Here is a 22635-nt window from a genome sequence, read left to right as displayed (position 1 = left end):
GTGCATGCTCGCGGGACAGCTTGTCAGAGGGAACACTGCCGTGCGTCCGAGCCCGCCCGAGCGCGTCGCCGAGTATCGTCGCAGGGGGTGGTGGCGGGGCCAGACCGTCGATGCGCTGTTCCGCGACGCGGTGGCGAAGCGCGGCCCTGAGGCGGCGTTGGCGGATGCCCCCAACCGCGAGGCTTTGGTCGGGTCGCCGCCGCAGCGGCTGACGTGGACCGAGCTCGAGACGCGCGTCGATGCGCTGGCCCACGCGCTGGCCGGGTTGGGCGTCGGGCGCGGGGATGTGGTGGCGACACAGCTTCCGAACGTGGTCGAAGGCGTGCTGGCGTTCCTGGCGTGCGCGCGGATGGGGGCGATCCTCAGTCCGATCGCGATGGCGTACCGCGGCCACGAGCTGCGCCAGATCCTGCCGGTCATCGAGCCGAAGGCCTACCTGACGGTTGGCGAGTTTCACGGCTGCGACCACGCCGCGATGCTGGCGGACCTGAGGCGCGAGGGTGTCACGGCGGCCGAGATCCTCTCGCTGGCAGACCAGGCGCCCGAGGGCGTCAGCCGTATGTCGGACCTCTTGGACCGGGCGGCGAGGACGCCCTTCCCGACGCCGGCCGATCTGGACGCCGCCGAGGCGCTGACCATCTGCTGGACGTCAGGCACCGAGGCCATGCCCAAGGGCGTGCCGCGGCATCACGACCACTGGGTCGTCAATGGCGAGGCCCTGGTCGAGGCGGCGGGTCTGACGGCCGGCGACACGATCCTGAACCCGTTCCCGCTGATCAACATCGCGGCCATCGGGGGCATGCTGATGCCGTGGCTCGTGTGCCAGGGCCGGCTGATCCAGCACCATCCGTTCGATCTGCCGATCTTCCTGGGCCAGATGCAGGAAGAGGGCGTCGTCTACACCGTGGCGCCGCCCGCTGTGCTGAACATGCTGCTGCAGAACGAGGCGCTGCTCGCGAAGGCCGACCTGTCGAAACTGCGCTGCCTGGGCTCGGGCTCGGCGCCCCTGTCGCCCTGGATGGTGTCCGGCTGGCAGGAGCGGCATGGGGTGACGGTGATGAACGTCTTCGGCTCGAACGAGGGCGCCTCGCTGTTCTCGACCGGCGAGGCGATCCCCGATCCCGACCATCGCGCCCGCTTCTTCCCGCGTTTCGGGGCTCAGGGCGTGGACTGGCCGGCGGCGTTCCCCGGCAAGATCCGGACCCGCCTGGTGGACCTCGCGACCGGCCGCGAGATCACCGAGCCGGGCGTCGAGGGCGAGCTGCGCATCTCGGGCGCCATGACCTTCGACGGCTACTACCGCGCGCCCGAGCTGACGAAGGGGGCGTTCGACGATCAGGGCTTCTTCCGCACCGGCGACCTCTTCGAGATCGCGCCCGAGGACGGCGGGCGGTTCTATCGCTTCGTCGGCCGCTGCAAGGAGATCATCATCCGCGGCGGCCAGAACATCTCGCCGGCCGAGCTGGACGTCCTGATCGAAGGTCATCCCAAGGTGCGGGAAGGGGCCTGCGCGGCCTATCCCGACGAACGCCTGGGCGAACGCGTTTGCGCTTTCGTGGCGCTGAAGCCGGGCGAGAGCCTGACCCTCGACGAACTGAATGCTCACCTCAAGGCGCACGATATCGCCACCTACAAGCTGCCCGAGCGGCTGCAGGTGGTGGCGGCCCTGCCTCGCAACGCGCTGAACAAGGTGCTGCGCCGTGAACTTGGGCAGTTGCTGTCGGCGTGATCGCCTGTCGCGTGCGATCGCTTGCGCGCTCTAGGTGGCTTGCATACTGCTACTTCAACCGCGGCGTTTCGCGACCAAGGCCTTGGAAGAGCACGCCTAAACCATGACGACGCCCAAGTTCATCCGCACCTGTTCGATCTGGCGGGCGCTGGAAGTCGTGGGCGACACGTCGGTGCTGCTGATCCTGGAAGCGAGCTGGATCGGGGCGCGGCGCTTCGACGAATTCCGGGCGCGGACGGGCCTGGTGCAGACCCGTCTCAGCGACAAGCTCAAGAAGCTGGTCGCCGCGGGCGTGCTGGAGAAGAAGCTCTACAGCGAGGCGCCGCCGCGGTTCGAATATCACATGACGGCCAAGGGCCGGGACCTCTACTGGCCGGCGCTGATGATGCTGCGGTGGGAGCGCCGGTGGAGCGCGCCCGAGGGCAAGCTGCGGCTGACCCTGCGCCACAAGACCTGCGGACATGCCTTCGAGCCGGTCCCCACCTGCCTGAAGTGCGGCGACGAGATCAGCGCGCGGGATGTCGACTGGGCCGAGGGGCCGGGCGTGGGCTGGATGGCCGCCCGCTACAGCCGCCGCCGTCAGCAGCGGCATGCGGCCTCGAACGCCCAGGGCCTGATGGTGGATGTGGCCCAGATCACCGGCGACCGCTGGGCCAGCCTGGTGCTGCGTTCGATCTTCACCGGCCTGCGACGCTTCGACGAGATCCAGCGCGACACGGCGATGGCCACCAACATCCTGTCGGAACGTCTGTCCTGGCTGACCGCCCAGGGGGTGATCCGCACCCATGACCTGGGCGCGCGGCGCTTCGAGTACCGGCTGACGGAGAAGGGGATCGACTACTATCCGGTCCTGCTGATGCTGCTGCGATGGGGCGACAAGTACTACGTCTCGCCCGAGGGCCCGCCGCTGTTGCTGCGCCACAAGGCCGACGGCCACGACCTGGAGCCGGCGGTCACCTGCTCGTGCTGCGGGCAGCCGGTCGAGGCGCACGCGGTCGATTTCGAGGTGATCGAGGCCGACCCAACCCGCCAAAGAGAGCCGGCCTGAAGTCGCTTTCATAACGATACTGAATGCGTTAAGGCGGACCGCGAGGGAGACGGCGGCATGACCTTTCGCGTGATCCAGTGGGCGACGGGGGCGATGGGCAAGGCGTGCCTGCGCGCGGTGCTCGACCATCCCGAAGCCGAGTTGGTGGGCCTCTACGTCTATGGCGACAAGGCCGGCCGCGACGCGGGCGAGATCGCCCGCCGCGAGCCCACCGGCGTGATCGCCACCCGCGACATCGGCGAGATCCTGGCGCTGGACGCCGACGTCGTCATCCACTGCGCGCGGCTGGCCCCGCCCTACGGCTCGCACGACGCCGAGATCCTGCAGCTTCTGGCTTCGGGCAAGAACGTCATCAGCATCAACGGCTACAGCCGGCCTTCGCACTGGACGGGTGAACGCCGCGAGGCGATGGAGGCCGCCTGCCGGGCGGGCGGGACCAGCCTGATGGCGGCCGGCCTCAACCCGGGCTTCGCCGCCGAGCAGATCGCCGTCGTCGCCACCGGCGTCTGCCAGGCGCTGGATCACGTGGAGGTGGTGGAAAGCGTCGACTGCCGGGCGGTGCGCAATCCGGACTACGTCTTCCGCATTCTGGGGTTCGGGTCGGACCCGGCGGACGTCGATCCCAACGACCCGGCGTGGGGCCCGGCGAGCTCGCTGAACGGCATGTACGAGGAGGTGCTGGCGGCCATGGCCAAGCACCTCGGCCTGGCGCTCGAACGCGTCGAGACCGACCACCGCGTGTTCGCCGCCACCCAGGAGTTGGGCGTCGCGGCAGGGGTCATTCCGGAAGGCCGCATCGGTCACGTGAACTGGCGCTGGAACGGTATCGTGGAGGGTCAACCGAAGCTCACCATGTCGATCCACTGGTGGATGGAGGAGGCGCACCTCGACGAGCCCGATCCGCCGCTTTGGCGCATCCGGATCAAGGGCCACCCGGGCGTGCGCATCAGCATCGACCTGGAGAAGCGGGAGGGCGACACGACGGCCACTTCGGCCGAGCAGATCGGGGTGGCCGGCGCGGTTCTGAACGCCATCCCGCACGTCGTGGCCGCGGCCCCGGGGCTGATGACCCGCCCGCTGGCGACGCCGTTTCGCAGCCGTCTCGCGGACGCGTGATCGCCAGCTTAGGCGCAAGTTACTTGCATAACGATACGGTATGTGGATGATCGATCCCAGGAGGAGCGTGCGATGGCGGCTGTAGAGACCGACCTGTCGGGCCGCGTCGTGATCGTCACGGGCGCCGGCAAGGGGCTGGGCCGCGCATATGCTCTTGATCTCGCCGCGCGCGGCGCCAGCGTTGTGGTCAACAACCGCTGGGCTGACCGCAGCCAGCCCTCCAGCGCCAAAGCCGTCGTCGCCGACATCGTGGCCAGGGGCGGCCGCGCCGTGGCCAATCTGGACCCCGCCGAGGCGCCCGACACGGGGGCCAGGCTGGTCGAGCAGGCGCTCGACACTTTCGGTCGGCTGGACGGCGTCGTGTCGAACGCGGGCGTGCCCGAGACGCTGCGCCTGCATCGCCAGACCCCAGAGGGTTTCCGGCGCATCTTCGACATCAACTTCTTCGGCGCGTTCGACCTCGTGCATGCGGCCTGGCCCGTGCTGTCGAAGGCCGGCGGCCGGATCGTGGTCAGCGCGTCGTCAGCCGGTCTGCACGGCGGCGACGGCATGGCGGCCTATGCCTCGTCCAAGGCCGCCCTGATCGGCCTGGTCCGTGGACTGGCCACGGAGGGGCGGCCTCGCAACGTGCTCATCAACGCCATCGCGCCCTACGCCGTCACCGCGATGACGGCCCAGCACCTCGCGCCCGGCCTGGCCGAGCGGATGGACCCGGCCGATGTCGCGCCGCTGGTGTCCTGGCTGGTCAGCGAGGACTGCGACATCACGGGCCAGACGCTGGTCTCGGGTGGCGGCCGGCTGCGGATCGCGACCGCGGTCGAAGGCGCTCCGGTCAGCCTCGTCGGGCCCATCGGCACGGCGGTGCACGCGGCTATTCGCGCCGAGCCGCGCGAGGCCTATCCTGACTCCCACACGGCCTTTGCGGCCTTCATGGACGGCCGCCCCGCGCTGGCCGCCACTCCGGCATAACCACGAGGACACCATGACCTACATTCTTGGCGGCTGGCAGTCGGACTTCTCCCAGAACTGGGCCCGCAAGCAGATGGACTTCGCGGACGCCTTCGCCGAGGTGGTGGGCGAGGGTCTGGCCGCCGTCGATCTCGAACCCAAGGACATCGACACCGGCCACGTCGGCAACTTCGTGGGCGACCTGTTCGCCGGCCAGGGGCTGCTGGGCGGCTTCTTCGGCCTGGTGCACCCCGCGTTCGACGGCATGCCGACGTCGCGCCATGAGGCGGCCTGCGCCTCGGGCAGCGTCGCGATCCTGGCGGCCACCGCCGAGATCGAGGCCGGCCGCTACGACACCGCCTGCGTCGTCGGCCTGGAAATGATGCGCAATGTCTCGGGCCAGAAGGCGGCCGAAAACCTCGGCGCGGCGGCCTGGACCGGCCACGAGCTGCAGGACGCGACCTACCTCTGGCCGCGGGCCTTCTCCGACCTGGGCGAGGAGTACGACCGCCGCTGGGGCCTGAAGTACGAGCACCTCATGCGGATCGCCGAGATCAACTTCGCCAACGCCCGGAAGAACCCCAACGCCCAGACGCGCCAGTGGGCCTTCAATGAGCGCAGTTTCACTGCAGATGACGAGGCCAACCCCGTCGTCGAGGGCATGATCCGCAAGAACGACTGCGGCCAGGTGACCGACGGCTCGGCGGTGATCTTCCTGGCCTCGCCCAAAGCCGCGAAGGAATACGCCGACAAGCGCGGCATCCCGCTGGAGAGCCTGCCGCGCATCAAGGGCTGGGGCCACACCTCGGCGCCCATCAGCTACGACCGGAAGGTCCGCGCCAGCGAGGGCCAGCCCTACGTCTTCCCGCGGGTGAAGCAGGCGATCGACGCGGCCCGCAGCCGGGCCGGCGTGACCGACATCGCCGAGCTGGACGCCGTCGAGACCCATGACTGCTTCACCACCACCGAATACATGGCCATCGAACACCTGGGCCTGACCGCGCCGGGCGAAGCCTGGAAGGCGGTGGAGGACGGGTCCATCGAGATCGGCGGCCGCCTGCCGATCAACCCGTCGGGCGGCCTGATCGGCCTGGGCCACCCGGTTGGGGCGACCGGCGTGCGCATGACCCTCGACGCCTACAAGCAGGTGACGGGCAAGGCGGGCGACTATCAGGTCGAGGGGGCCAAGACCGTCCAGACTCTCAATATCGGCGGCTCGACCACCACGACGGTCAGCCTGGTCGTGGGCGTCTGACATGGCCGACAGCGCCGTCGCCGAGGTGAAGGCGCCGTTCCGCGAAGCTCACCTGATGCCGGTGGACCTGGAGGTGGAGCGGCGCGCGGACGGCGCGATCACCATCGCCTCGCGTATCCCGCTGCGGCCCTACGATCCGAACATCCCCGCGGCCTTCGCGCGGCGTGCCGCGGTCTCGGCCGACAAGCCGGCGCTGGCCCAGCGGGGCGCGGACGGCGTGTGGGCGTTCCTGTCCTACGGCCAGCTCAAGCGCGACATGGATGCGGCCACCCAGTGGCTGCTGGACAACGCCTCGGACGGCGCGGTCCTGATCCTGGCGGGCAACACGCCGGCCTTCGCGGTGATGAGCTTTGCCGCGCAGGCGTCGGGTCGCGCGGCCTGTCCGGTCAGCGTGACCTACGCGGCCCTGGGCGGCGACTACGGGCGGCTGGCGCACGTGGTGTCCAAGGTGAGGCCCGGCGTCGTGTTCGCCGAGGACACCGCAATGGCGAAGGGCGCGCTGGAGGCGCTGGACCTCGGCGGCGCGACCATCATCACCGGCGATCCGGGCCGGCTGTCGAAGCCGTCGGTCGCCTATGCCGACGTGCTGGCGACCGCGCCGACCGAGGCGGTGGCGGCGTCGATCGCCCGCCTGCAGCCCCAGGACCGCGCGGCCCTGATGCTCACCTCGGGCTCCACCGGCCTGCCCAAGGTGGTGCCGATCACCTTCGACAACCTGATGGCCAACTCCACCCAGTGCCAGCAGACCATCGGCGAGGCCGCCGGCTGGCATGAGGTCATGCTGGACTGGCTGCCCTGGCACCATGCGGCGGGCGCCTTCGTGCTGCGGACCACGCTGCTGGAAGGCGGCACGCTCTACATCGATGACGGCAAGCCGGCGCCAGGGCTGTTCGAGACCTCGATCCGGAACCTGCGCGAGATTTCCGTCAGCTATTTCAACAACGTGCCGCTGGGCTACGCCATGCTCACCGACGCGCTGGAACAGGACGCCGAACTGCGCGCGACCTTCTTCCGGAAGATGCGGCTGATGCTGTACGGCGGCGCGGGCCTGCCGCAGACGGTGCTGGATCGGCTGCAGGCCGCCGCGGTCGCCGAGACCGGCCATCGGATCATGATGACCAGCGGCTATGGCATGACCGAGACCGTCTCGGCCTTCATGGTCATCCACTTCGAGACCGACAAGGTGGGCATCGGTCTGCCGGCGCCGGGCACGACGGTGAAGCTGGTTCCCGTGGGCGACCGCTACGAGCTGCGCGCCCGCGGGCCGAACGTCACCACGGGCTATCTGGACGAGCCGGAAAAGACCGCTGCGGCTTTCGACGAGGAAGGATTCTATCGCACCGGCGACCTGGTGACGTTCCACGACCCCGCCGACCCCAGCAAAGGCCTGGCTTTCTCCGGCCGCGCAGCCGAAGAGTTCAAGCTGTCCAGCGGCGCCTGGGTCTATGGCGGCGGGCTGCGGGACGGGCTGATTAAGACGCTGTCGCCGCTGGTGAGCGACCTGGTGCTCTGCGACGACGGGCGGCCCTATCTGGGCGTGATGCTGTGGGCCCGGCCGGACGCCGAACTGGCCGAAATCGGCCGGCGCCTCGCGGCTTTCAATGCTGAACAGCACGGCAGCGCGGCGCGGATCAAGCGCGCCCTGCTGCTCAAGGACCCGCCCAGCGCCAACGCCCATGAAATCTCGGACAAGGGCACCATCAACCGCCGCGCCGTCATCGACCGGCGCGTCAGCGAGGTTGAGCGGCTATTCGCGGAAGCGCCGGACGCGGGTGTGATTTCCCTCTGACTCAACGCCTTCCTTTCCCACGAAGTGGGAGAGGGGGACCATCGGCCGAAGAGCCGATGGTGGAGAGGGCAGGCCGCAGGCTCTGTGGTCGGACCGGGTATTCTTGGCTCTGTGTATGAGGCTCGCCCTCTCCACCGCCCGCTCTTCGCCTGCGGCTCGGCGTGCGGTCCCCCTCTCCCACTGCGTGGGATAAGGAAGGGGCTCAGCGCTGGGTATGCGGGGTCCACTCGGCGCCGGTCTTCGCGTAGTCGGCGCTGAACCAGCGGGGATAGCCATGCAGGGTCTGGCCGCCGTCGGCCAGGATCTCGGCGCCCGTGACATAGCCGGCTTCGTCGCCGCACAGGAACACGGCCAGCCTGGCGATGTCCTCGGGCTTGCCCAGCCGGCCCACCGGTGTGTTCGTAATCGCGTCGGCGCGGACGGCGGGGTCGTCGATCAGCGACTGGGTCATCGCCGTCTCGATCACGCCGGGAAGCACCAGGTTCACCCGGATGCGCCAGACGCCCAGCTCGGATGCCAGCGACTTGGCCAGCATCCGCACCCCGGCCTTCGAGGAGGCATAGGCGCCCAGCAGGTCGCAGATGTGGGTCGCCGCGGTCGACGCCGTGAACAGGATCGCGCCCCCGCGCCCCGCGTCGCGCATGGCCCGCGCGGCCCCCTGGGCCATCAGGAAGCCGCCGTTGAGGTTGACGTCCACGTGCTTGCGCCACTGGTCGAAGGGAATGTCGATCAGCGGGCCATAGCGACCGTAGCCGGCGTTCAGGAAGGCGGCGTCCAGGCGGCCGAACCGATCCTTGATGGCGGCGAACAGCCCCTCGACCGCGGCGGGATCCGACTGGTCGCAGGCATGCGCCAGAACCTGGCCGCCGGCTTCGCGCAGGGCGGCGGCCACAGCCTCAAGCGCATCAGCCCGGCGGTCGGTGACCACCACGTCCGCGCCGTCGCGGGCGAAGGCGGCCGCCGCGGCCGCCCCGATGTCGCCCGCCGCCCCGGTCACGAGCACCACCTTGCCGCCGTAGCTGCTCATGCCATCATCTCCGGGTTTTTCGCGTTGTGGCGCGACCTTAACTTGCATAGAAAGACTGTCAAACCGCCCCGCGTTCCGAGGGTGGGAAAGGGAGGGCCGCGCGTGCCTGATTTCGTGGTGATCCTGGCGGTCAACGCGGTGGTGATCCTGGGTCTCTTTGTTCTGGCCTGGGCCATCTGTGTCGCCCAGAGGGACGTGACGCCGGTGGACAGCCTCTGGGGCCTGGGCATGGGCGTCGTGGCGATCTCGACCTTCCTGCAGACTGGCGGCGGCACGTCACGCCGGATGATCCTGACCGGCATCTGCGTCGCCTGGGCGCTGCGCCTTGGCGGATACATGCTGTGGCGCTGGCGCGATCATGGGCCGGACGGCCGCTACACGCGGATGATGGAGAAGGCCAAGGCCGAGCGCGGCTGGGGCTATGGCTACGCGTCGTTCCGGCTGGTGTTCATGCTGCAGATGCCGCTGCTGTGGCTGGTCTGCCTGCCCGTCCAGTTGGGCCAGGTGTCCCCCGAGCCGGCGGAACTCGGCGCGCTGGGGATCGCCGGCGTCGTGCTGGCGCTGTTCGGCCTGGCCTTCGAGTCTCTCGCCGACTGGCAGCTGGTCCGCTTCAAGAAGAACCCCGCCAACGCCGGCCAGGTTCTGGACAAGGGCCTCTGGCGCTATACGCGTCACCCCAACTACTTCGGTGACTCCTGCGTCTGGTGGGGGCTGTGGCTGGTGGCGGCGGAGACGCAACTGGGGCTGTTCGCCGTGGTCGGGCCGATCTACCTCGTCTACACGCTGACCCGCTGGAGCGGCATGCCCACGGTCGAGGGCCGCATGAAGCGGCGCAAGCCGGACTACGAGGACTACGTTCGCCGCACGTCGCCTTTCGTCCCGTGGCCGCCGAAGCCGCCTGAAGCCGCCTGACCGGAGCCTCCATGTCGCTTCCCGCCCACATCGCCGAGCGGCTGCGGCTCCCGGCCATCGCCGCGCCCATGTTCCTGGTCAGCGGCGTCGACATGGTGCTGTCGGCCTGCAAGGCCGGCATCATCGGCTCGTTCCCGGGCAACAACGCGCGATCGCTGGATGAACTGGACCAGTGGCTGGCGACCATCAATGCGACCCTGCCGCCCGACGCCCCGCCGTGGGCGATGAACATCATGGTCCACCGCTCGTACGCCCGCTGGGAGGAGGAGCTGGAGCTGGTGCTGAAGCACAGGCCGCCGATTGTCATCACCGCCCTGGGCAGTCCCGCCACGGTGGTCGACGCGATTCACGGCTATGGCGGACTGGTCTTTGCCGACGTCAATTCGCTGACGTTCGCCCACAAGGCCGCCGCCACGGGCGTCGACGGCCTGATCCTGGTCGCCTCGGGCGCGGGTGGCCACACGGGGCCGATCTCAGGGTTCGCGTTTGCGCCGGCGGTCCGCGAGTGGTTTGAGGGCACGCTGGTTCTGGGCGGAGGCATCGGCTCGGGGCGGGCTGTGCGCGCGGCCCAGGTGCTGGGGGCCGACCTGGCCTATCTCGGCACCCGTCTCATCGCCTGCGAGGAGAGCCTGGCCGTGCCGGGCTACAAACAGATGCTGGTCGACGCCACGGCCGAGGACATCGTCACCTCCGCGGCGCTCACAGGCATGCCGGCCAACTGGCTGAAGGCCAGCCTGCTGGCCGCGGGCTACGACGCCGAGGGCCTCAAGGCCAAGGCCGAGATCAATCTGGGCCGCCCTGAAGACGCCGCCAAGCGCTGGCGCGACGTGTGGTCGGCCGGCCACGGCGCGGGCGAGGTCAAGGCGATAGAGCCGCTCGGCGCCATCGTGGACGAGATGGTGGCCGATTACGAGCGCGCGGGCCGTACGACCTGAGCGCGCCTTGACAAGGCGGCGGCCAGCTTCGAAGGGTCGCAAGGCGTAGTCCGAGGCGACATGGCCAAACCCCCAACTTCCGAAGCGCCGCCTCAGACCCAGCTCGTCCAGGCCAATTCCGCCACCCGCGCCCTCAACATCCTGGGCGATCGCTGGACGCTGATGATCCTCTATCTCGCGTTCCAGCGCGTGCGCCGCTTCGACGAGTTCCAGGGCAGCATCGGTCTGGCCCGCAGTCTGCTGATCGACCGGTTGCGCCGGTTGCAGAAGGCCGGAGTGTTCGAGAAGGTCCGCTACCAGGAACGGCCGGTCCGCGAAGAGTATCACCTCACCGAGATGGGGCTCGATCTCTACAGCCTGGCGCTGATGATCGTCCGCTGGGAGAAGCGGTGGTTCTACGATCCGGCCAACCCGGCCCACCGCCTCACCCACACCTGCGGCAAGGCGTTCACGCCCGAGTTCCGGTGCCGGTGCTGCGGCGAACTGGTGAGCCCCAGAGACGTCTATGTGGAGGAGGGTCCCGGCGCGGGCCTTGATCCGTCCCCGCCGCCGCGCGTCCAACGCCGCTCGATCGTGCCCTCGGGCAGCCTGAACCAGGGCAACCCGATGCTGGACCGCGCCTTCCAGGTGCTGGGCGACCGCTGGACCAGCCATGTGATCGCCTCGGCGTTCCTGGGGCGCCGGCGGTTCAACGACTTTCAGAACGCGTTGGGCGTGGCCCCCAACATCCTGGCCGACCGGTTGTCACGGCTGGTGGACCTGGGCGTCCTGCGCAAGGAGTTGTACCAGCAGCGGCCGGATCGCTGGGAGTATCGGCTGACCGACGAGGGGCGCGACCTCTACCCGCTGATCGCCGAGCTGAACCGCTGGGGCGACCGCTGGCTGGCCGACGGCAAGGGCCCGCCGCTGATCACCTATCACCGTCCCTGTGGCCACGAGCTGGTGTCGAAGGTGACCTGCGACCAGTGCCACGAAGAGGTGACGGCGTTCAACGTGACGCCGCCCCGATAACCCTCTTCCTTTCCCACGCAGTGGGAGAGGGGGACCATCGGCCGAGCGTAGCGGAGAGCCGATGGGGGAGAGGGCGGGCTTCAAGCTCGGCGGATCGATCGGGCGCCAGCTAGATCAGTGGATGAGGCTCGCCCTCTCCACCACCCGCTCTACGGCCTTCGGCCTCGGCGTGCGGTCCCCCTCTCCCACTGCGTGGGAAAGGAAAACTACTTCGTAGGCCGGTCCAGCATCTCCCGGACCTCGGCGGTCATCGGCGCACCGGCCTTCATCTCGGCGCTGATGCGGCCATCGAAGTATTCGCGCCACTCGCTGACCAGCTGGCCGCGGAACTGCAGGCTGCCGGCGTAGGGGATGGCGACATGCTGGCCGGTGACGAGGTCGAACTCGTCGACGCCCTCCATGAACAGCCGGTCGGCTGACTCGGCGTAGTCGAAGATGCGCCACTTGTTGCTGCCCGGCGCGATCGCGGCCTTCATCCTGGTGAGCGCCTCGCGCATGGCGGCCTTGCCTTTGATCGAGGGCGCGTAGCCGGACGAGTTGCGCCAGACGATGTCGTCGGTGACGCAGGCCAGCACGCCTTCCACGTCCTGCGTCTTCCAGGCGGCGATGATCGCCTCGAGCACGGGATAGAGGCGCGGCATGGCGGTCTCCTTGGCGAGGGCCGGCGGGGCGAGGGCGGGACCGGCGGCCAGCGCGCCGGCGGCGGCCACGAGGGTTCGGCGGTTGACGGTCATGGGGCGACCGGGCGGTCGAGCAGGTCGAGGACCTGGCGGCTGAGGGGCTGGCCGGCCTTCTGTTCGGCGGCGACGCTGAGGTCGACGTAGTCGCGCCAGCCGACGATCAGGTCGCCCTGGAAGTCGAGGACGCCGGCATAGGGCGTAGCGACGCGATGGCCGTCGGGCGTGAGGTAGTCGTCGACGCCCTCGACGAACAGCCGGTCGCCGGCCTCTGCGTAGGCGAAGATCCGCCACTCGATGCGATGCATGTCGGCCTGGAAGCGCGTCAGCAGCTTGCGGGCGGCGGCCTTGCCGCGAACGGGCGGCATGACGGCCACGGCGTAGTGCCAGACGATGTCGTCGGACATAAAGGACAGGACCTTCTCGATGTCCTTGGCCTGCCAGGCCTGGATCAGCCGGCGGAGGATCTCGATGCGCTGGCCCATGCAAACTCTTGGGAAAGAGGACGCCGGGCGGCGGACGGCCGCCCGGCTGGAAGAGGTGGTCTAGAAGGACGCCGAGAGTTCGATCCCGTACGTCCGGGGATTGCCGAACGATGACATCTCTTCCTGGAAGAAGGGAATGATGTTGGTCCGGTATTCGGTGTCGCCGATGTTCTTGGCGTAGACCGAGACGCTCCACGGGCGGTTGGGCAGCGTGAGGGTCACGCGGCCGTCGAGAATGCCGTAGGCGTCTTCCCAGGTGGTGTTCTCTGGCGCCCAGGGCATGCGGCCCTGGTAGCGGTAGTTCAGGCGGGCCGACAGCGCGTCCTCCCACGAGCCGACGTCGGTCGTGACCTCGGCGCCGATCACGCCCTGCCACCGCGGCGTGCGCTGCATGCGGTTGCCAGAGTTATTGACGCCCGCGAAGACGAAGGTGTCGTACTCGGCGTGGACGTAACTGCCGCTGCCCCAGACGCGCAGCCAGGGCGTGGGCGCGATCTGAACGTCGGTCTCGGCGCCCTTGATGGTCGCGCCGGGCGCGTTGCTGATGACGTTGCAGAGGCACGAGGCCAGGGTCTGCTGAACCTGCAGGTCCTTGTACTTCATGTAGAAGACCGCGGTGTTCCAGCGCAGGCGACGGTCGAACAGTTCGGTCTTGTAGCCGGCTTCGTAGTTGGTGACGCTTTCAGGCTCGTAGGGCTTCGCCGCGGCGAAGGCGTTGGACGCGTTGTTCTGGAAGCCGCCGCCCTTGAAGCCCTTAGACAGCGTGAAATAGGCCATGTTGGCGTCGTCGGGCGTCCAGCGCAGGGTGGCCTGTGGGGTCAGCTCGTCCCAGGACTCTCCGTAGGCCGTCGCGAAGTTGGTGGTCAGCGGGGTCAGCGGCGCGGTGTCGTTGGGGTTCAGCCTGTCGCCGGTGGCGACGATGATGCCGCGCTGGAAGCCGTACTTCTTGTCCTTGGTGTATCGGGCGCCGACGTCCAGCTTGAGCGTGTCGGAGATCTTGAAGCCCACCTGCGCGAAGGCGGCGAGGTCGCGATTGTGGCCATGGTCGTCCCAGTGGCTCTCGCCCGACAGCGTCGGCAGGACCGTCGATTCACCCCAGAAGCGGTTGTACTGGTGGACATTGGTCTTCTGGTAGTAGGCGCCGACCAGCCAGTCGAAGCGGCTGTCGACGTTGGTCGAGGCCAGCCGCACTTCCTGCGAGACCTGGTTCATGCCCTCGATGAAGTTCACCGGCTCGGCGAACAGCAGCGGGGCGGCCACGTTGAAGCCGTTGGCCGGGCCCAGGCCCGTCTGGTCGTACAGCGTGAACGAGTGGTTGTGGCGATAGCCGGTGATGCTGGAGAAGCGGACGTTCTCGGCCACGTCCTTCTCGACCTTGGCGATGATGCTGTAGGTCTCGTGGTCGGCGCGCTGCGGCGTCGGGGCCGTGTCGCCCCGGAACAGCGGCCAGATCGGCAGGCTCTCATCCTGCTTGAGGCCGCCCGGACGCCGCGCCGCGATCAGCGTGCGCGTGCCCGACCATGGCGTGAAGCTGGCCGGCAGCGTGGGGCTCTTGAGGCCGACGCGGTGGATGCCGTCGTTGCTGTCCTTGGCGTAGTCGACGATCAGGTGAGCGCTGAGGTCCGAGCCCTCGGGGCGGTACAGCAACTGCACGCGGGCCTGCGTGGAGTCGAGGTTCTCCAGCCGCGTGTTGTGCAGGATGTCCTTGTAGAAGCCGTCGTGGTTGATCGTCTGGAACGAGATCCGGCCGGCCAGCCCGTCGGTGATCTTGCCGGTCACGTAGCCTTGCGTCTGGCGCAGGTCATAGCTGCCGAGCGTCAGGGTGACCTTCCCGCTGGCGTCGAAGCTGGGCGCCGCGCTGATGATGTTGACCGCGCCGCCGGCCACGTTCTTGCCCAGCAGCACGCCTTGGGGGCCGCGCACCACTTCGATGCGGGCGATGTCGTAGAACGCCGAGTTCAGGTTACCCGCGCGGCTGACGAAGACGTCGTCCATGAAGGTCGAGACCGACTGGTCGGCCGTGGGCGAGCTGAGGCGGGTGTTCACGACGCCGCGGATGTTGATCTCGAACGACTGCGGCGAGTTCGCGGTGAACGAGATGCCGGTCATGGTGTTGGCCAGATCCTGCAGGGTCAGCACGCGGTCCTTGGCGAGCGTGGCGCCCGAGATGGCCGTGATCGCCAGCGGCGCGGTCTGGACGTTCTCCTCGCGCTTCTGGGCGGTGACGATCAGCTCCTCGAGCTGGTTGTCCGCGTCAGCGGCGATGGCGGGCGCGCCCAGGCCCAGACCCGCCAGCAGGGCGATCGCCGATACGGTGTGCTGAAGTCTCATTTTTCATCTCCCCCGGGCCCCGCCGCGGTGGCGGCGCGGTCCCCTGTGTTGTCCGCGACGAGGCGGTTGCGAACGGGGGGCGTGACTGGGACATTCCTGTCCGATCCGCGGACAAGGGTCGCGCGGTCGGCTTGCATAACGCCATCAATATACCGCAGCAAAAAACTGCCGTTGGCGCGCTATGACTTGCAGTTATCCCTGGTCACAACCTCCCGATACTTATTGTTTTTGTTACCCGTAGGCTCGAAAGCGATAGGCAGTCAGTTTGCGTCTCGTCAAGCAAGTCACATAACCGCCGGAGTGTGACAGGGCTTCGCCGCCCCGCGCTTCGATGGTTCAGTGACGCTTGCAGAAAACGACTTGCCAGATGTTCGTACTGTTATGCAAGTTAATTGCTGCATCTGGATCGAGGGAGGGCGCAGGCCATGGCGGTAACGCTGAGCGACGAACAGAAGATCGCCAAGGGCCGCGAGATGGCCGAGGCCTGGCGCGCGCTGGACTGGCGCAAGGTGGCCGATATGTTCGCGCCCGATGGCGTGCTGCACTCGATGATGGTGGAGCCCATCGTCGGTCGTGAGGCGGTCTACAAGCGGGTGTCCGGACTGGGCGACGGCCTGGAGTCGATCGTCCTCAACATCCGCCACATGGGCGTGATCGACGGGGTGCTCTACATGGAGCGGACTGACGAGTTCACGATCCGGGGCAAGTTCGGCTCAGCGCCGGTGGTGGGCGTCCTCGAGTTCGATGGCGACCTGATCTCGGTGTGGCGGGAGTACTACGACCGGGCGCATCTCCTGAAGGCCATGGGACTGGTCGAGGACTTCGACGCGAAGACCCGATAAGGCCATGAGCGAACCGGATGTCTCCCAGGCCGAACTCCGCGCCCTGCTGGACAAGCAGGCCATCACGGAAGTGATCCTGCGCTACAGCCGCGCCGTCGACCGCGGGGATGAGGCGCTGCTGCGGGGCTGCTATCACGATGATGCGGTCGAGGATCACGGCGGATCCTTCCTGGGCCCCGCCAGCGACTATATCGCCGCCATTCTGCCGACACTGCACAGCGACCGGCTGATGACGCATACGGTCACCAACATCCTTGTGGACTTGGAGGGGCCGGGCAGGGCCACTTCCGAAGCCTACTACCTTTCGTTCGCGCGCTATCCCGCCGCCGAGCCGCCGTTCGAGACCCTGACGCTGGCCCGCGCCGTGGACCGGATGGAGAAGCGTGAGGGGGTCTGGCGGATCGCGCGCCGCAACCTGCGCTGGGAGTGGAACCGCGAGCAGCCGATCGCTGAGACCTGGGCCCGCGGCGGGATCGGCGATCCCGCCATCCTGCTGCACGGCGGCAAGAAGCCGAACGATCCGCTCTACGACGCCCCGCCTCAGCGCCCGTGAGCGCGCAGCTGGGCTGACTTGGCGCTGTCGATGTACTCGTCGAGCCGGGTGATGAGCCCGTTCTCCATCTTCACGACCACACAGGCGTCCATCGCCCACTTCGTCCCGTCCGGTAGCGTGGCTTCCAGGATGTGCTGCTGCATGAAGCCGTCCGGCAGGGCCTCGAGCCGCAGGACCCGATAGTTGCGGTCGGGCAGGGCGCGGATGAACCAGTCCAGGACCTTCATGTTCTGGTCGACGGTCTGCTCGATCCCGTCGTTGTTGTGCCAGAGCTTGGCGTCCGGGTGATAACAGGCGCGCACCGTGGCGGTGTCGCCGCTCTGGATGGCGCCGACGAACTTCCTGGCGAAGTCGATGTAGTCCTGGCTGGTCATGCGGGTCCCTGGCGTCCGGTGGTGACGCGCTCGCCCAGCAGGGAGCGGCGCATGGCGATCTCGAGGGCCTTCGGGTCGCGGGCCAGGTTGGCGCGGACGTCGATGGCCATGAAGTCGGTGTCGACCTCGTCGGCGCCCTTGCGGATCGCCTTGAGGCCCGCCTCGGCGATGGTGGCCGGGGTCTCCTTGAAGCCCTCGACGTGGCTGGCCATCCGCGTGTCGACCGAGCCGACGATCAGGGCGGTGACCGAGGTGCCCTGCGGGGCCAGTTCGGCGCGGACGCAGGTGGTCATGGCGCGGCCCGCGAACTTCGAGGGGCTGTAGCCGCCCATGCCGGGGACGGCGACGATGCCGCCGGCCGACAGCACGTTGGCGATCGCGCTTTCCTTGTGGCGCGCCAGGATCGGGGCGAAGGCGCGGCACATGGCGAGCGGGCCGAAGTAGTTGGTCTCCATCTCCGAGCGCGCCGCCGAGAGGTCGGGGGCGCCCATCAGGGTCTGCATGGCGAACTGGCCGGCGTTGTTCACCAGGATCGAGACGTCCTGGCAGCGTGCAGCCGCAGCCTCGATCTGCTCGGGCCTGCTGATGTCCAGTTCGACGGCCACGACCTTGCCCTGGCCTTCGTCGACCAGATGCTGGGCGTTCTTCGGGTCGCGGGCGCCGACGTAGACCTTGGCCGCGCCCGCCGCCAGAAAGGCGCGGACGAAGGCTTCGCCGATACCGCGGTTGCCGCCCGTGACCAGGGCGACGCTGTCCTTGATGTCCATGGTGCTGAAGTCTTCCGATCAGGCGGCGGGCGCGGCGCTCAGGCTGGCGATGCGGCCCTCGCGGATAAACTCGCGGTCGGCCCACACGCTGTGGGTGCCGCTGGAGATCTTGTGCGGCAGGGCGATGCGGACCACCGGCCCCGCCTCGAAGTTCTTGCAGTCCACCAGGATGCACTCCGACGTGCCGGTGTTTTCGTCGATGATGAAGCTGACCAGATAGCCGTCGTCCTCGTCCTTGGCCCCGATGCGCGGCACGAAGGGGCTCTCGCTGGCGTAGCGGCCCTCGGGCAGGTTCAGCTCCCAGCTCTCGCCGGTCTGCAGGTCGTGCTTCACGTAGCCGTTGAACAGGAACCAGCCGGGCTTGGTGCGGGTGGAATAGGCGTAGCGGTAGGGCTTTCCCGCATAGCGGTTATTGAACATCCCGAACTCCAGGATGCGCTCGTCCATATGGTGTTCGGTGGTCTTGCCGGTCTTCAGGTTGAAGCGCCAGCGGTGCAGCTTGGGGATGAAGCTGTGCTCGTCGACGAAGGCCATCATGTGCTGGTAGCCGTCCGGCGCGTCCGCCAGGGGCCGGGGGGTCGGCTTCTCCTGGAAGTAGCCGTCCATGACGATCTCATCGCCCTCCTCGTAGGCGTTGAGGAAGTGCAGGATGTAGGTCGGGTCCGCCTCGAACCACTTGATGTCCTGGGTGTCGCCATAGCGCGGGATCACCGCGAAGCGGGAGGGCAAGCCCCGGTGCTCGCGCACGGCGTGGACGTTGCGCTTCAGCAGTTCCTCGTCCCAGAACACCGGCAGGTCGTTGAGGATCGAGTAGTTGGTCGTGAAGACCATGTCGTGCGGCAGTCGCGGGCCGGGCAGGGGCACCGGCACGTAGTGGACCAGCTTTCCCGTTCGATCGACCACGCCGTAGTGCATGTAGGGCGCGTGCTTGGAGTAGTTGAAGAACAGGAGCTCGCCGGTGGCCTCGTCGATCTTGGTGTGCGCCGAGACGCCGTCGAGCGGACCCCAGCTGGCCACGCCGCCCTGCTCCAGCGTCTCGGGGTCCAGCCAGTAGGCCTCGCCGCACTGGTAGAAGGTGGAGACGATCTTGCCGCCGTGGACGACGACGTCGGTGGAGGAGGCGTCCTTCAGGCCGCCGTGGGCGCCGAATCCCGGGCGTAGAGACACGTCGGGTCCGTCCATCAGCCCACCCCAGAGGGCCTGCCCGGCCTCCTGCTCGGCCTCGAAACCGCGGGTCCGGACGAAGCGGTTGCGGTAGTCGGCGTGGCCGTCCTTGAAGCTGATCATATGCAGCATCCCATCCCCGTCGAACGGGTGGTAGCGGCCCAGCGGTTGGTGCACGGGGTTCTCGGTGTTCCGGACGTAGATCCCGTCGATGTCGGTGGGGATCCTGCCTTCGATGACGGTGAGGTCGGTCGCGTCGACCTCCTCGTGCAGCGGCGTCCAGGCCCCGTTCAGATAGGGGTGGTTGCTCGGCCGCAGGGAGGTCTTCACCGGCGGCAGCCGCTCCATCTTCATCAGAGCTCTCCGAGAGTCATGGCGGCCGGATCGGCGCGCCCTTGTGCTCAGACTAGCATCATGGTCTTGTTGTGCAAGTGACTAGTCGGCGTCGAGGCGGCGCCGGCACGGGAGGAGACGTCATGAGAGTGCTTCTGGCCGCCGCTGCGGCGCTTGCGATGGCGCTTGCGCCGATGGCCGCACAGGCGGCCGACACCGACGCCGGCCGCATCGCGGTGGTCAAGGAGATGATCGCTGCCTGGAAGGCCGCCGACTGGCGCAAGGTCGGGGACCTGTTCGCCGAGGATGGCGTGCTGCATTCGATGATGATCGAGCCCGTGAAGGGGCGCGAGGCCATCTACCAGCGCATCGCCGCGCTGGGCAAAGGCGCGCCGGACGGGGTGGTGCTGGACGTCTCCCACATGGGCGTGATCGACGGCCTGGTGTTCATCGAGCGGGTCGACCGGTTCACCTACAACGGCAAGCCGGGCTCGGTGCCGGTGGTCGGCGTGCTGGAGGTCAAGGACGGCAAGGTGAAGACGTGGCGTGAGTACTACGACCGGGCCCAGCTGCTGAAGGCGCTGGGGACCACGGAACACTAGACCCGTTCGAGCACCACGGCGGCGCCGACCCCGACGCCGCCGGTGGCCACCACCAGGCCGGTCGCGGCGTCGAGCTGGGCCATGTCGTCGAGCAGGGTGGTGGCGAGGATGGCGCCCGTGGCGCCCATCGGGTGACCCATGGCGAGGTGGCCGCCGTTGGGGTTCACGCGGTCCATGTCGGGCCGGTAGCGTCGCTCGAAGAGCACGGGCGCCACGGCGAACGCTTCCATGAACTCGACGGCGCCGACGTCGCCCAGCGCCAGGCCGGCGCGATCCAGCGCCAGCTCCATGGCCGAGAGACCGGCGGTGAGCTGCATCACCCGGTCGGCGGCGGCCTCGCCGACCGATCGGATGCGCGCCACCGGCGTCAGGCCGAGCGCTCGGCCGGCCTCCAGCGTGCCCAGCAGCAGCAGCGCGGCGCCATCCGAGATCGGCGGGCAGTGCGCCACGGTGTGGGGGTGCTGGACGGCGTCCAGCTCGGTCCGGTGGGCCAGCAGGATCTCGTCATATCCCTGGGCGCCTGTGGCGGCGAAGATGGGGCCCAGCTTGGCCAGGACCGCGCCTTCGCCGAAGTCGCGGATGTTCTCGTCGCGGGCCAGCGCGACGCCGCCATCGGCGTCCGTCACCGGGATGACCCGGTCATCGTAGCGACCCTCGGCCCAGGCGGCGGCCGCTCGGCGATGCGAGCGAAGGACTGCGGCGTCCATCTCGGCGCGGGTGATGCCTTCGGTGGTGGCCAGCAGGTCGGCGGCCAGCCCCACCGGCGCCCAGCCCATGGCGGCGGCCATCTCCATGTCGCTGTAGTAGTCGGCCTGATCGGCCAGGAACGGCGCCTGCGACATGCTTTCGACGCCGCCTGCCAGAGCGATCTCGACCTGGCCGCTCTCGATCCGGCGGGCAGCATCGGCGATAGCGCTCAGGCCCGAGACGCAGAAGTTGTTGATCGTCAGACAGGCGACCTCGTCCGGGAGTCCGGCCTGGATGCGGGACGACAGGGCGATGTGCCCGCCCTGAACGCCGGCCTGGGTCACGCAGCCCAGCGTGAAGTGCCGGGCGGAGCGGACGGCCTCGGCCCCGTTGCGGCGTTGCAGGGCGTCCACGAGCTGGGCGACCAACCGGGCGGGTTTGACGCTGGCCAGGGCGCCATCCGGCCGTCCCTTTCCGCGCGGCGTCCGCACGGCGTCGAAGATGTAGACCGACATGCCGCTCCTCCCACCCAGAGTCAGTCTTGTAAGCGAAGTTATCCTGCGGCGGAAAGCGCGATCCGGGGTGGGCGGCGGCCCGGTCGCCCGATCCGGGCAAGCTTGACGGCATTTGGGCCCCTGCCTAGCGTCGCCGGGCGCTGCAGACGGTCTGGCCGCCGGCCCGAACGATCCGGCGCGGGGAGGTCGAGATGAACGACGTGTCCAACGCGCCGGCCTGGCACCTGCAGGGCAACTGGGCGCCCGTCCTCGACGAGATCGACGCCGGTCCGCTCAAGGTGAAGGGCGAGATCCCCAAGGACCTGGAGGGCGACTACATCCGGGCGGGCATGAACCCGCGGTCGGGGACCAGCGAGCATTGGTTCGCCGGCAACGGCATGCTGCATGCCGTCCGACTGGGCGGCGGTCAGGCGCACTATCGCAACCGCTACGTCCGCACGCCCTACTACGAGCAGGATATGGGGCAGATGGCGGCGCGGTTCGACCTGAGCGCCTCGCCGGCGAACACCAACATTGTGGGCCACGCCGGCCGGATGCTCGCTCTGGAAGAGGCCCATCTGCCGTGGGCGGTGGATCGCGACCTCGCCACCCTGGGGGCGCACGACTTCGGCGGACGCCTGAAGGGCGCGATGACGGCCCACCCGCGGGTGTGCCCGGCGACGGGCGAACTCCTGTTCTTCGGCTACCAGCTGGCTCAGGCGCCTTACCTGACCTACTACCGCGCCGACGCGGCGGGCGTGCTGGTCGAGAGCCAGCCGATCGACATCCCCAACCCGGTGATGATGCACGACTGGAACATCACCCGGAACCACGTGGTGTTCATGGACCTCCCCGTGGTGTTCAGCCTGCAGGACGCCATGCGGGGCCTGCCGCCGCTGCGGTTCAAGCCCGAGGCCGGCGCGCGGCTGGGGGTGATGAAGCGCAACGGGGCGGGGGGCGCGGTGCGCTGGTTCGACATCAATCCCTGCTACGTCTTCCACCCCGTCAACGCCTACGAGGACGGCGAGCGGATCGTGATCCATGTGTGCCGCCAGGAGCAGGCGATGGCCGGCGGGTTCGGCAACCTCTACGACGGCGACGCCACCACGGGCCGGCTGTGGAAGTGGACGATCGATCAGGCCGCCGGAACCGTGACCGAGGAACAGCTGGACGACATGGCCTGCGATTTCCCGCGCGTGAACGACGGCCTGGTCGGCCTGCGCGCGCGGTGGGGCTACATGGCGACCCTGAACTCGAAGGCTCCGACGCTCACCCTCGGCCAGCACCTTCTCAAGTACGACCTGGAGACGGGCGCGCGCAGCACCTACGACGGCGGCGCCGGCCGGCGGTTTGGCGAACCGATCTTCGTGCCGAGGCCGGCGGCCCGCGGCGAGGACGACGGCTGGGTCCTTGCCCTGAGCCACGACGAGGACGACCAGGTCTCGCGCCTGTCGATCCTGGACGCCCAGGCCTTCGACTCCGGGCCGGTCGCCGAGGTCCAACTGCCAAGGCGCGTGCCCTACGGCGCACACGGGAACTGGTTTACCGCCTGAAGC

Annotated in this window: 21 protein-coding genes; 13 read left to right on the top strand and 8 right to left on the bottom strand. The window is 68.7% G+C overall.

Annotation, left to right across the window (positions count from 1 at the left end; genetic code table 11):
- Positions 1-40 precede the first annotated feature (40 nt).
- The 6 genes from EPN98_RS01145 (at position 41) to EPN98_RS01120 (ending at position 7885) form a co-directional block, all read left to right on the top strand.
- A complete protein-coding gene (locus EPN98_RS01145) occupies positions 41-1729 on the top strand; it encodes a class I adenylate-forming enzyme family protein (RefSeq protein ID WP_293359089.1) in 1689 nt (562 codons plus the stop codon).
- A gap of 103 nt (positions 1730-1832) precedes the next feature.
- The gene (locus tag EPN98_RS01140) at positions 1833-2777 is read left to right on the top strand and encodes a helix-turn-helix domain-containing protein (protein WP_293359087.1); all 945 of its coding nucleotides are present in this window, start codon (positions 1833-1835) and stop codon (positions 2775-2777) included.
- Positions 2778-2834: 57 nt separating this feature from the next.
- A complete protein-coding gene (locus tag EPN98_RS01135) occupies positions 2835-3893 on the top strand; it encodes a hypothetical protein (protein ID WP_293359085.1) in 1059 nt (352 codons plus the stop codon).
- A gap of 72 nt (positions 3894-3965) precedes the next feature.
- A complete protein-coding gene (locus EPN98_RS01130; protein WP_293359082.1) occupies positions 3966-4862 on the top strand; it encodes an SDR family NAD(P)-dependent oxidoreductase in 897 nt (298 codons plus the stop codon).
- A 13-nt stretch (positions 4863-4875) separates the two neighbouring features.
- Positions 4876-6096 carry an acetyl-CoA acetyltransferase gene (locus EPN98_RS01125; protein WP_293359079.1) on the top strand — a complete coding sequence of 407 codons (1221 nt, stop codon included), beginning with the start codon at positions 4876-4878 and terminating at the stop codon, positions 6094-6096.
- Position 6097: 1 nt separating this feature from the next.
- Positions 6098-7885, top strand: a complete 1788-nt coding sequence (locus EPN98_RS01120; protein WP_293359076.1) for an AMP-binding protein — start codon at positions 6098-6100, stop codon at positions 7883-7885.
- Between the two features lie 202 nt (positions 7886-8087).
- On the opposite strand, the gene EPN98_RS01115 is transcribed toward EPN98_RS01120, so the two are convergent.
- Positions 8088-8912, bottom strand: a complete 825-nt coding sequence (locus tag EPN98_RS01115; RefSeq protein ID WP_293359073.1) for a glucose 1-dehydrogenase — start codon at positions 8910-8912, stop codon at positions 8088-8090.
- A gap of 102 nt (positions 8913-9014) precedes the next feature.
- Between EPN98_RS01115 and EPN98_RS01110 the strand changes: the two genes are divergently transcribed.
- Genes EPN98_RS01110 through EPN98_RS01100 form a run of 3 tightly spaced genes read left to right on the top strand, consistent with a single transcriptional unit; the run spans position 9015 to position 11770 of the window.
- A complete protein-coding gene (locus EPN98_RS01110; RefSeq protein WP_293359071.1) occupies positions 9015-9824 on the top strand; it encodes a DUF1295 domain-containing protein in 810 nt (269 codons plus the stop codon).
- An 11-nt stretch (positions 9825-9835) separates the two neighbouring features.
- Positions 9836-10759 carry a nitronate monooxygenase gene (locus EPN98_RS01105; RefSeq protein WP_293359068.1) on the top strand — a complete coding sequence of 308 codons (924 nt, stop codon included), beginning with the start codon at positions 9836-9838 and terminating at the stop codon, positions 10757-10759.
- Positions 10760-10819: 60 nt separating this feature from the next.
- Complete coding sequence (locus EPN98_RS01100; RefSeq protein WP_293359066.1) at positions 10820-11770, top strand: helix-turn-helix domain-containing protein; 951 nt, start codon at positions 10820-10822, stop codon at positions 11768-11770.
- 206 nt (positions 11771-11976) lie between these two features.
- Here the strand turns inward: EPN98_RS01100 and EPN98_RS01095 are convergent, their stop codons facing one another.
- The 3 genes from EPN98_RS01095 to EPN98_RS01085 are packed head-to-tail and all read right to left on the bottom strand — an operon-like array spanning position 11977 to position 15263.
- A complete protein-coding gene (locus EPN98_RS01095; RefSeq protein ID WP_293359063.1) occupies positions 11977-12504 on the bottom strand; it encodes a nuclear transport factor 2 family protein in 528 nt (175 codons plus the stop codon).
- On the bottom strand, positions 12501-12932 hold the full coding sequence (locus tag EPN98_RS01090) for a nuclear transport factor 2 family protein (RefSeq protein WP_293359061.1): 432 nt from the start codon (positions 12930-12932) through the stop codon (positions 12501-12503). Before EPN98_RS01090 ends, EPN98_RS01095 begins: the two co-directional genes overlap by 4 nt.
- A gap of 60 nt (positions 12933-12992) precedes the next feature.
- Positions 12993-15263, bottom strand: a complete 2271-nt coding sequence (locus EPN98_RS01085; RefSeq protein ID WP_293359058.1) for a TonB-dependent receptor — start codon at positions 15261-15263, stop codon at positions 12993-12995.
- 425 nt (positions 15264-15688) lie between these two features.
- On the opposite strand from EPN98_RS01085, the gene EPN98_RS01080 reads away from it, so the two are divergent.
- Positions 15689-16105 carry a nuclear transport factor 2 family protein gene (locus EPN98_RS01080; protein WP_293359055.1) on the top strand — a complete coding sequence of 139 codons (417 nt, stop codon included), beginning with the start codon at positions 15689-15691 and terminating at the stop codon, positions 16103-16105.
- A gap of 4 nt (positions 16106-16109) precedes the next feature.
- A complete protein-coding gene (locus EPN98_RS01075; RefSeq protein WP_293359052.1) occupies positions 16110-16658 on the top strand; it encodes a nuclear transport factor 2 family protein in 549 nt (182 codons plus the stop codon).
- Here EPN98_RS01075 and EPN98_RS01070 read toward each other — a convergent pair.
- Genes EPN98_RS01070 through EPN98_RS01060 form a run of 3 tightly spaced genes read right to left on the bottom strand, consistent with a single transcriptional unit; the run spans position 16646 to position 19317 of the window.
- On the bottom strand, positions 16646-17032 hold the full coding sequence (locus tag EPN98_RS01070) for a nuclear transport factor 2 family protein (protein ID WP_293359049.1): 387 nt from the start codon (positions 17030-17032) through the stop codon (positions 16646-16648). The genes EPN98_RS01075 and EPN98_RS01070 overlap by 13 nt on opposite strands.
- Positions 17029-17799, bottom strand: coding sequence for an SDR family oxidoreductase (locus EPN98_RS01065; RefSeq protein ID WP_293359046.1), 771 nt, complete (start codon positions 17797-17799; stop codon positions 17029-17031). Before EPN98_RS01065 ends, EPN98_RS01070 begins: the two co-directional genes overlap by 4 nt.
- An 18-nt stretch (positions 17800-17817) precedes the next feature.
- Positions 17818-19317, bottom strand: coding sequence for a carotenoid oxygenase family protein (locus EPN98_RS01060; protein WP_293359043.1), 1500 nt, complete (start codon positions 19315-19317; stop codon positions 17818-17820).
- Between the two features lie 122 nt (positions 19318-19439).
- On the opposite strand from EPN98_RS01060, the gene EPN98_RS01055 reads away from it, so the two are divergent.
- A complete protein-coding gene (locus EPN98_RS01055; RefSeq protein ID WP_293359040.1) occupies positions 19440-19898 on the top strand; it encodes a nuclear transport factor 2 family protein in 459 nt (152 codons plus the stop codon).
- Here EPN98_RS01055 and EPN98_RS01050 read toward each other — a convergent pair.
- The gene (locus tag EPN98_RS01050; protein ID WP_293359038.1) at positions 19895-21100 is read right to left on the bottom strand and encodes an acetyl-CoA C-acyltransferase; all 1206 of its coding nucleotides are present in this window, start codon (positions 21098-21100) and stop codon (positions 19895-19897) included. The two genes, EPN98_RS01055 and EPN98_RS01050, sit on opposite strands and share 4 nt — an antisense overlap.
- Before the next feature lie 191 nt (positions 21101-21291).
- On the opposite strand from EPN98_RS01050, the gene EPN98_RS01045 reads away from it, so the two are divergent.
- Entirely contained in the window at positions 21292-22632 is a 1341-nt protein-coding gene (locus EPN98_RS01045) for a carotenoid oxygenase family protein (protein ID WP_293359036.1), read from the top strand.
- Positions 22633-22635 lie beyond the last annotated feature (3 nt).

Origin of the sequence: Phenylobacterium sp. (assembly GCF_004299445.1) — a bacterium.
Classification (GTDB): Bacteria; Pseudomonadota; Alphaproteobacteria; order Caulobacterales; family Caulobacteraceae; genus Phenylobacterium.
The sequence above is the reverse complement of the archived record's forward strand: the minus strand, read 5'-3'. Positions and strand labels throughout refer to the sequence as shown.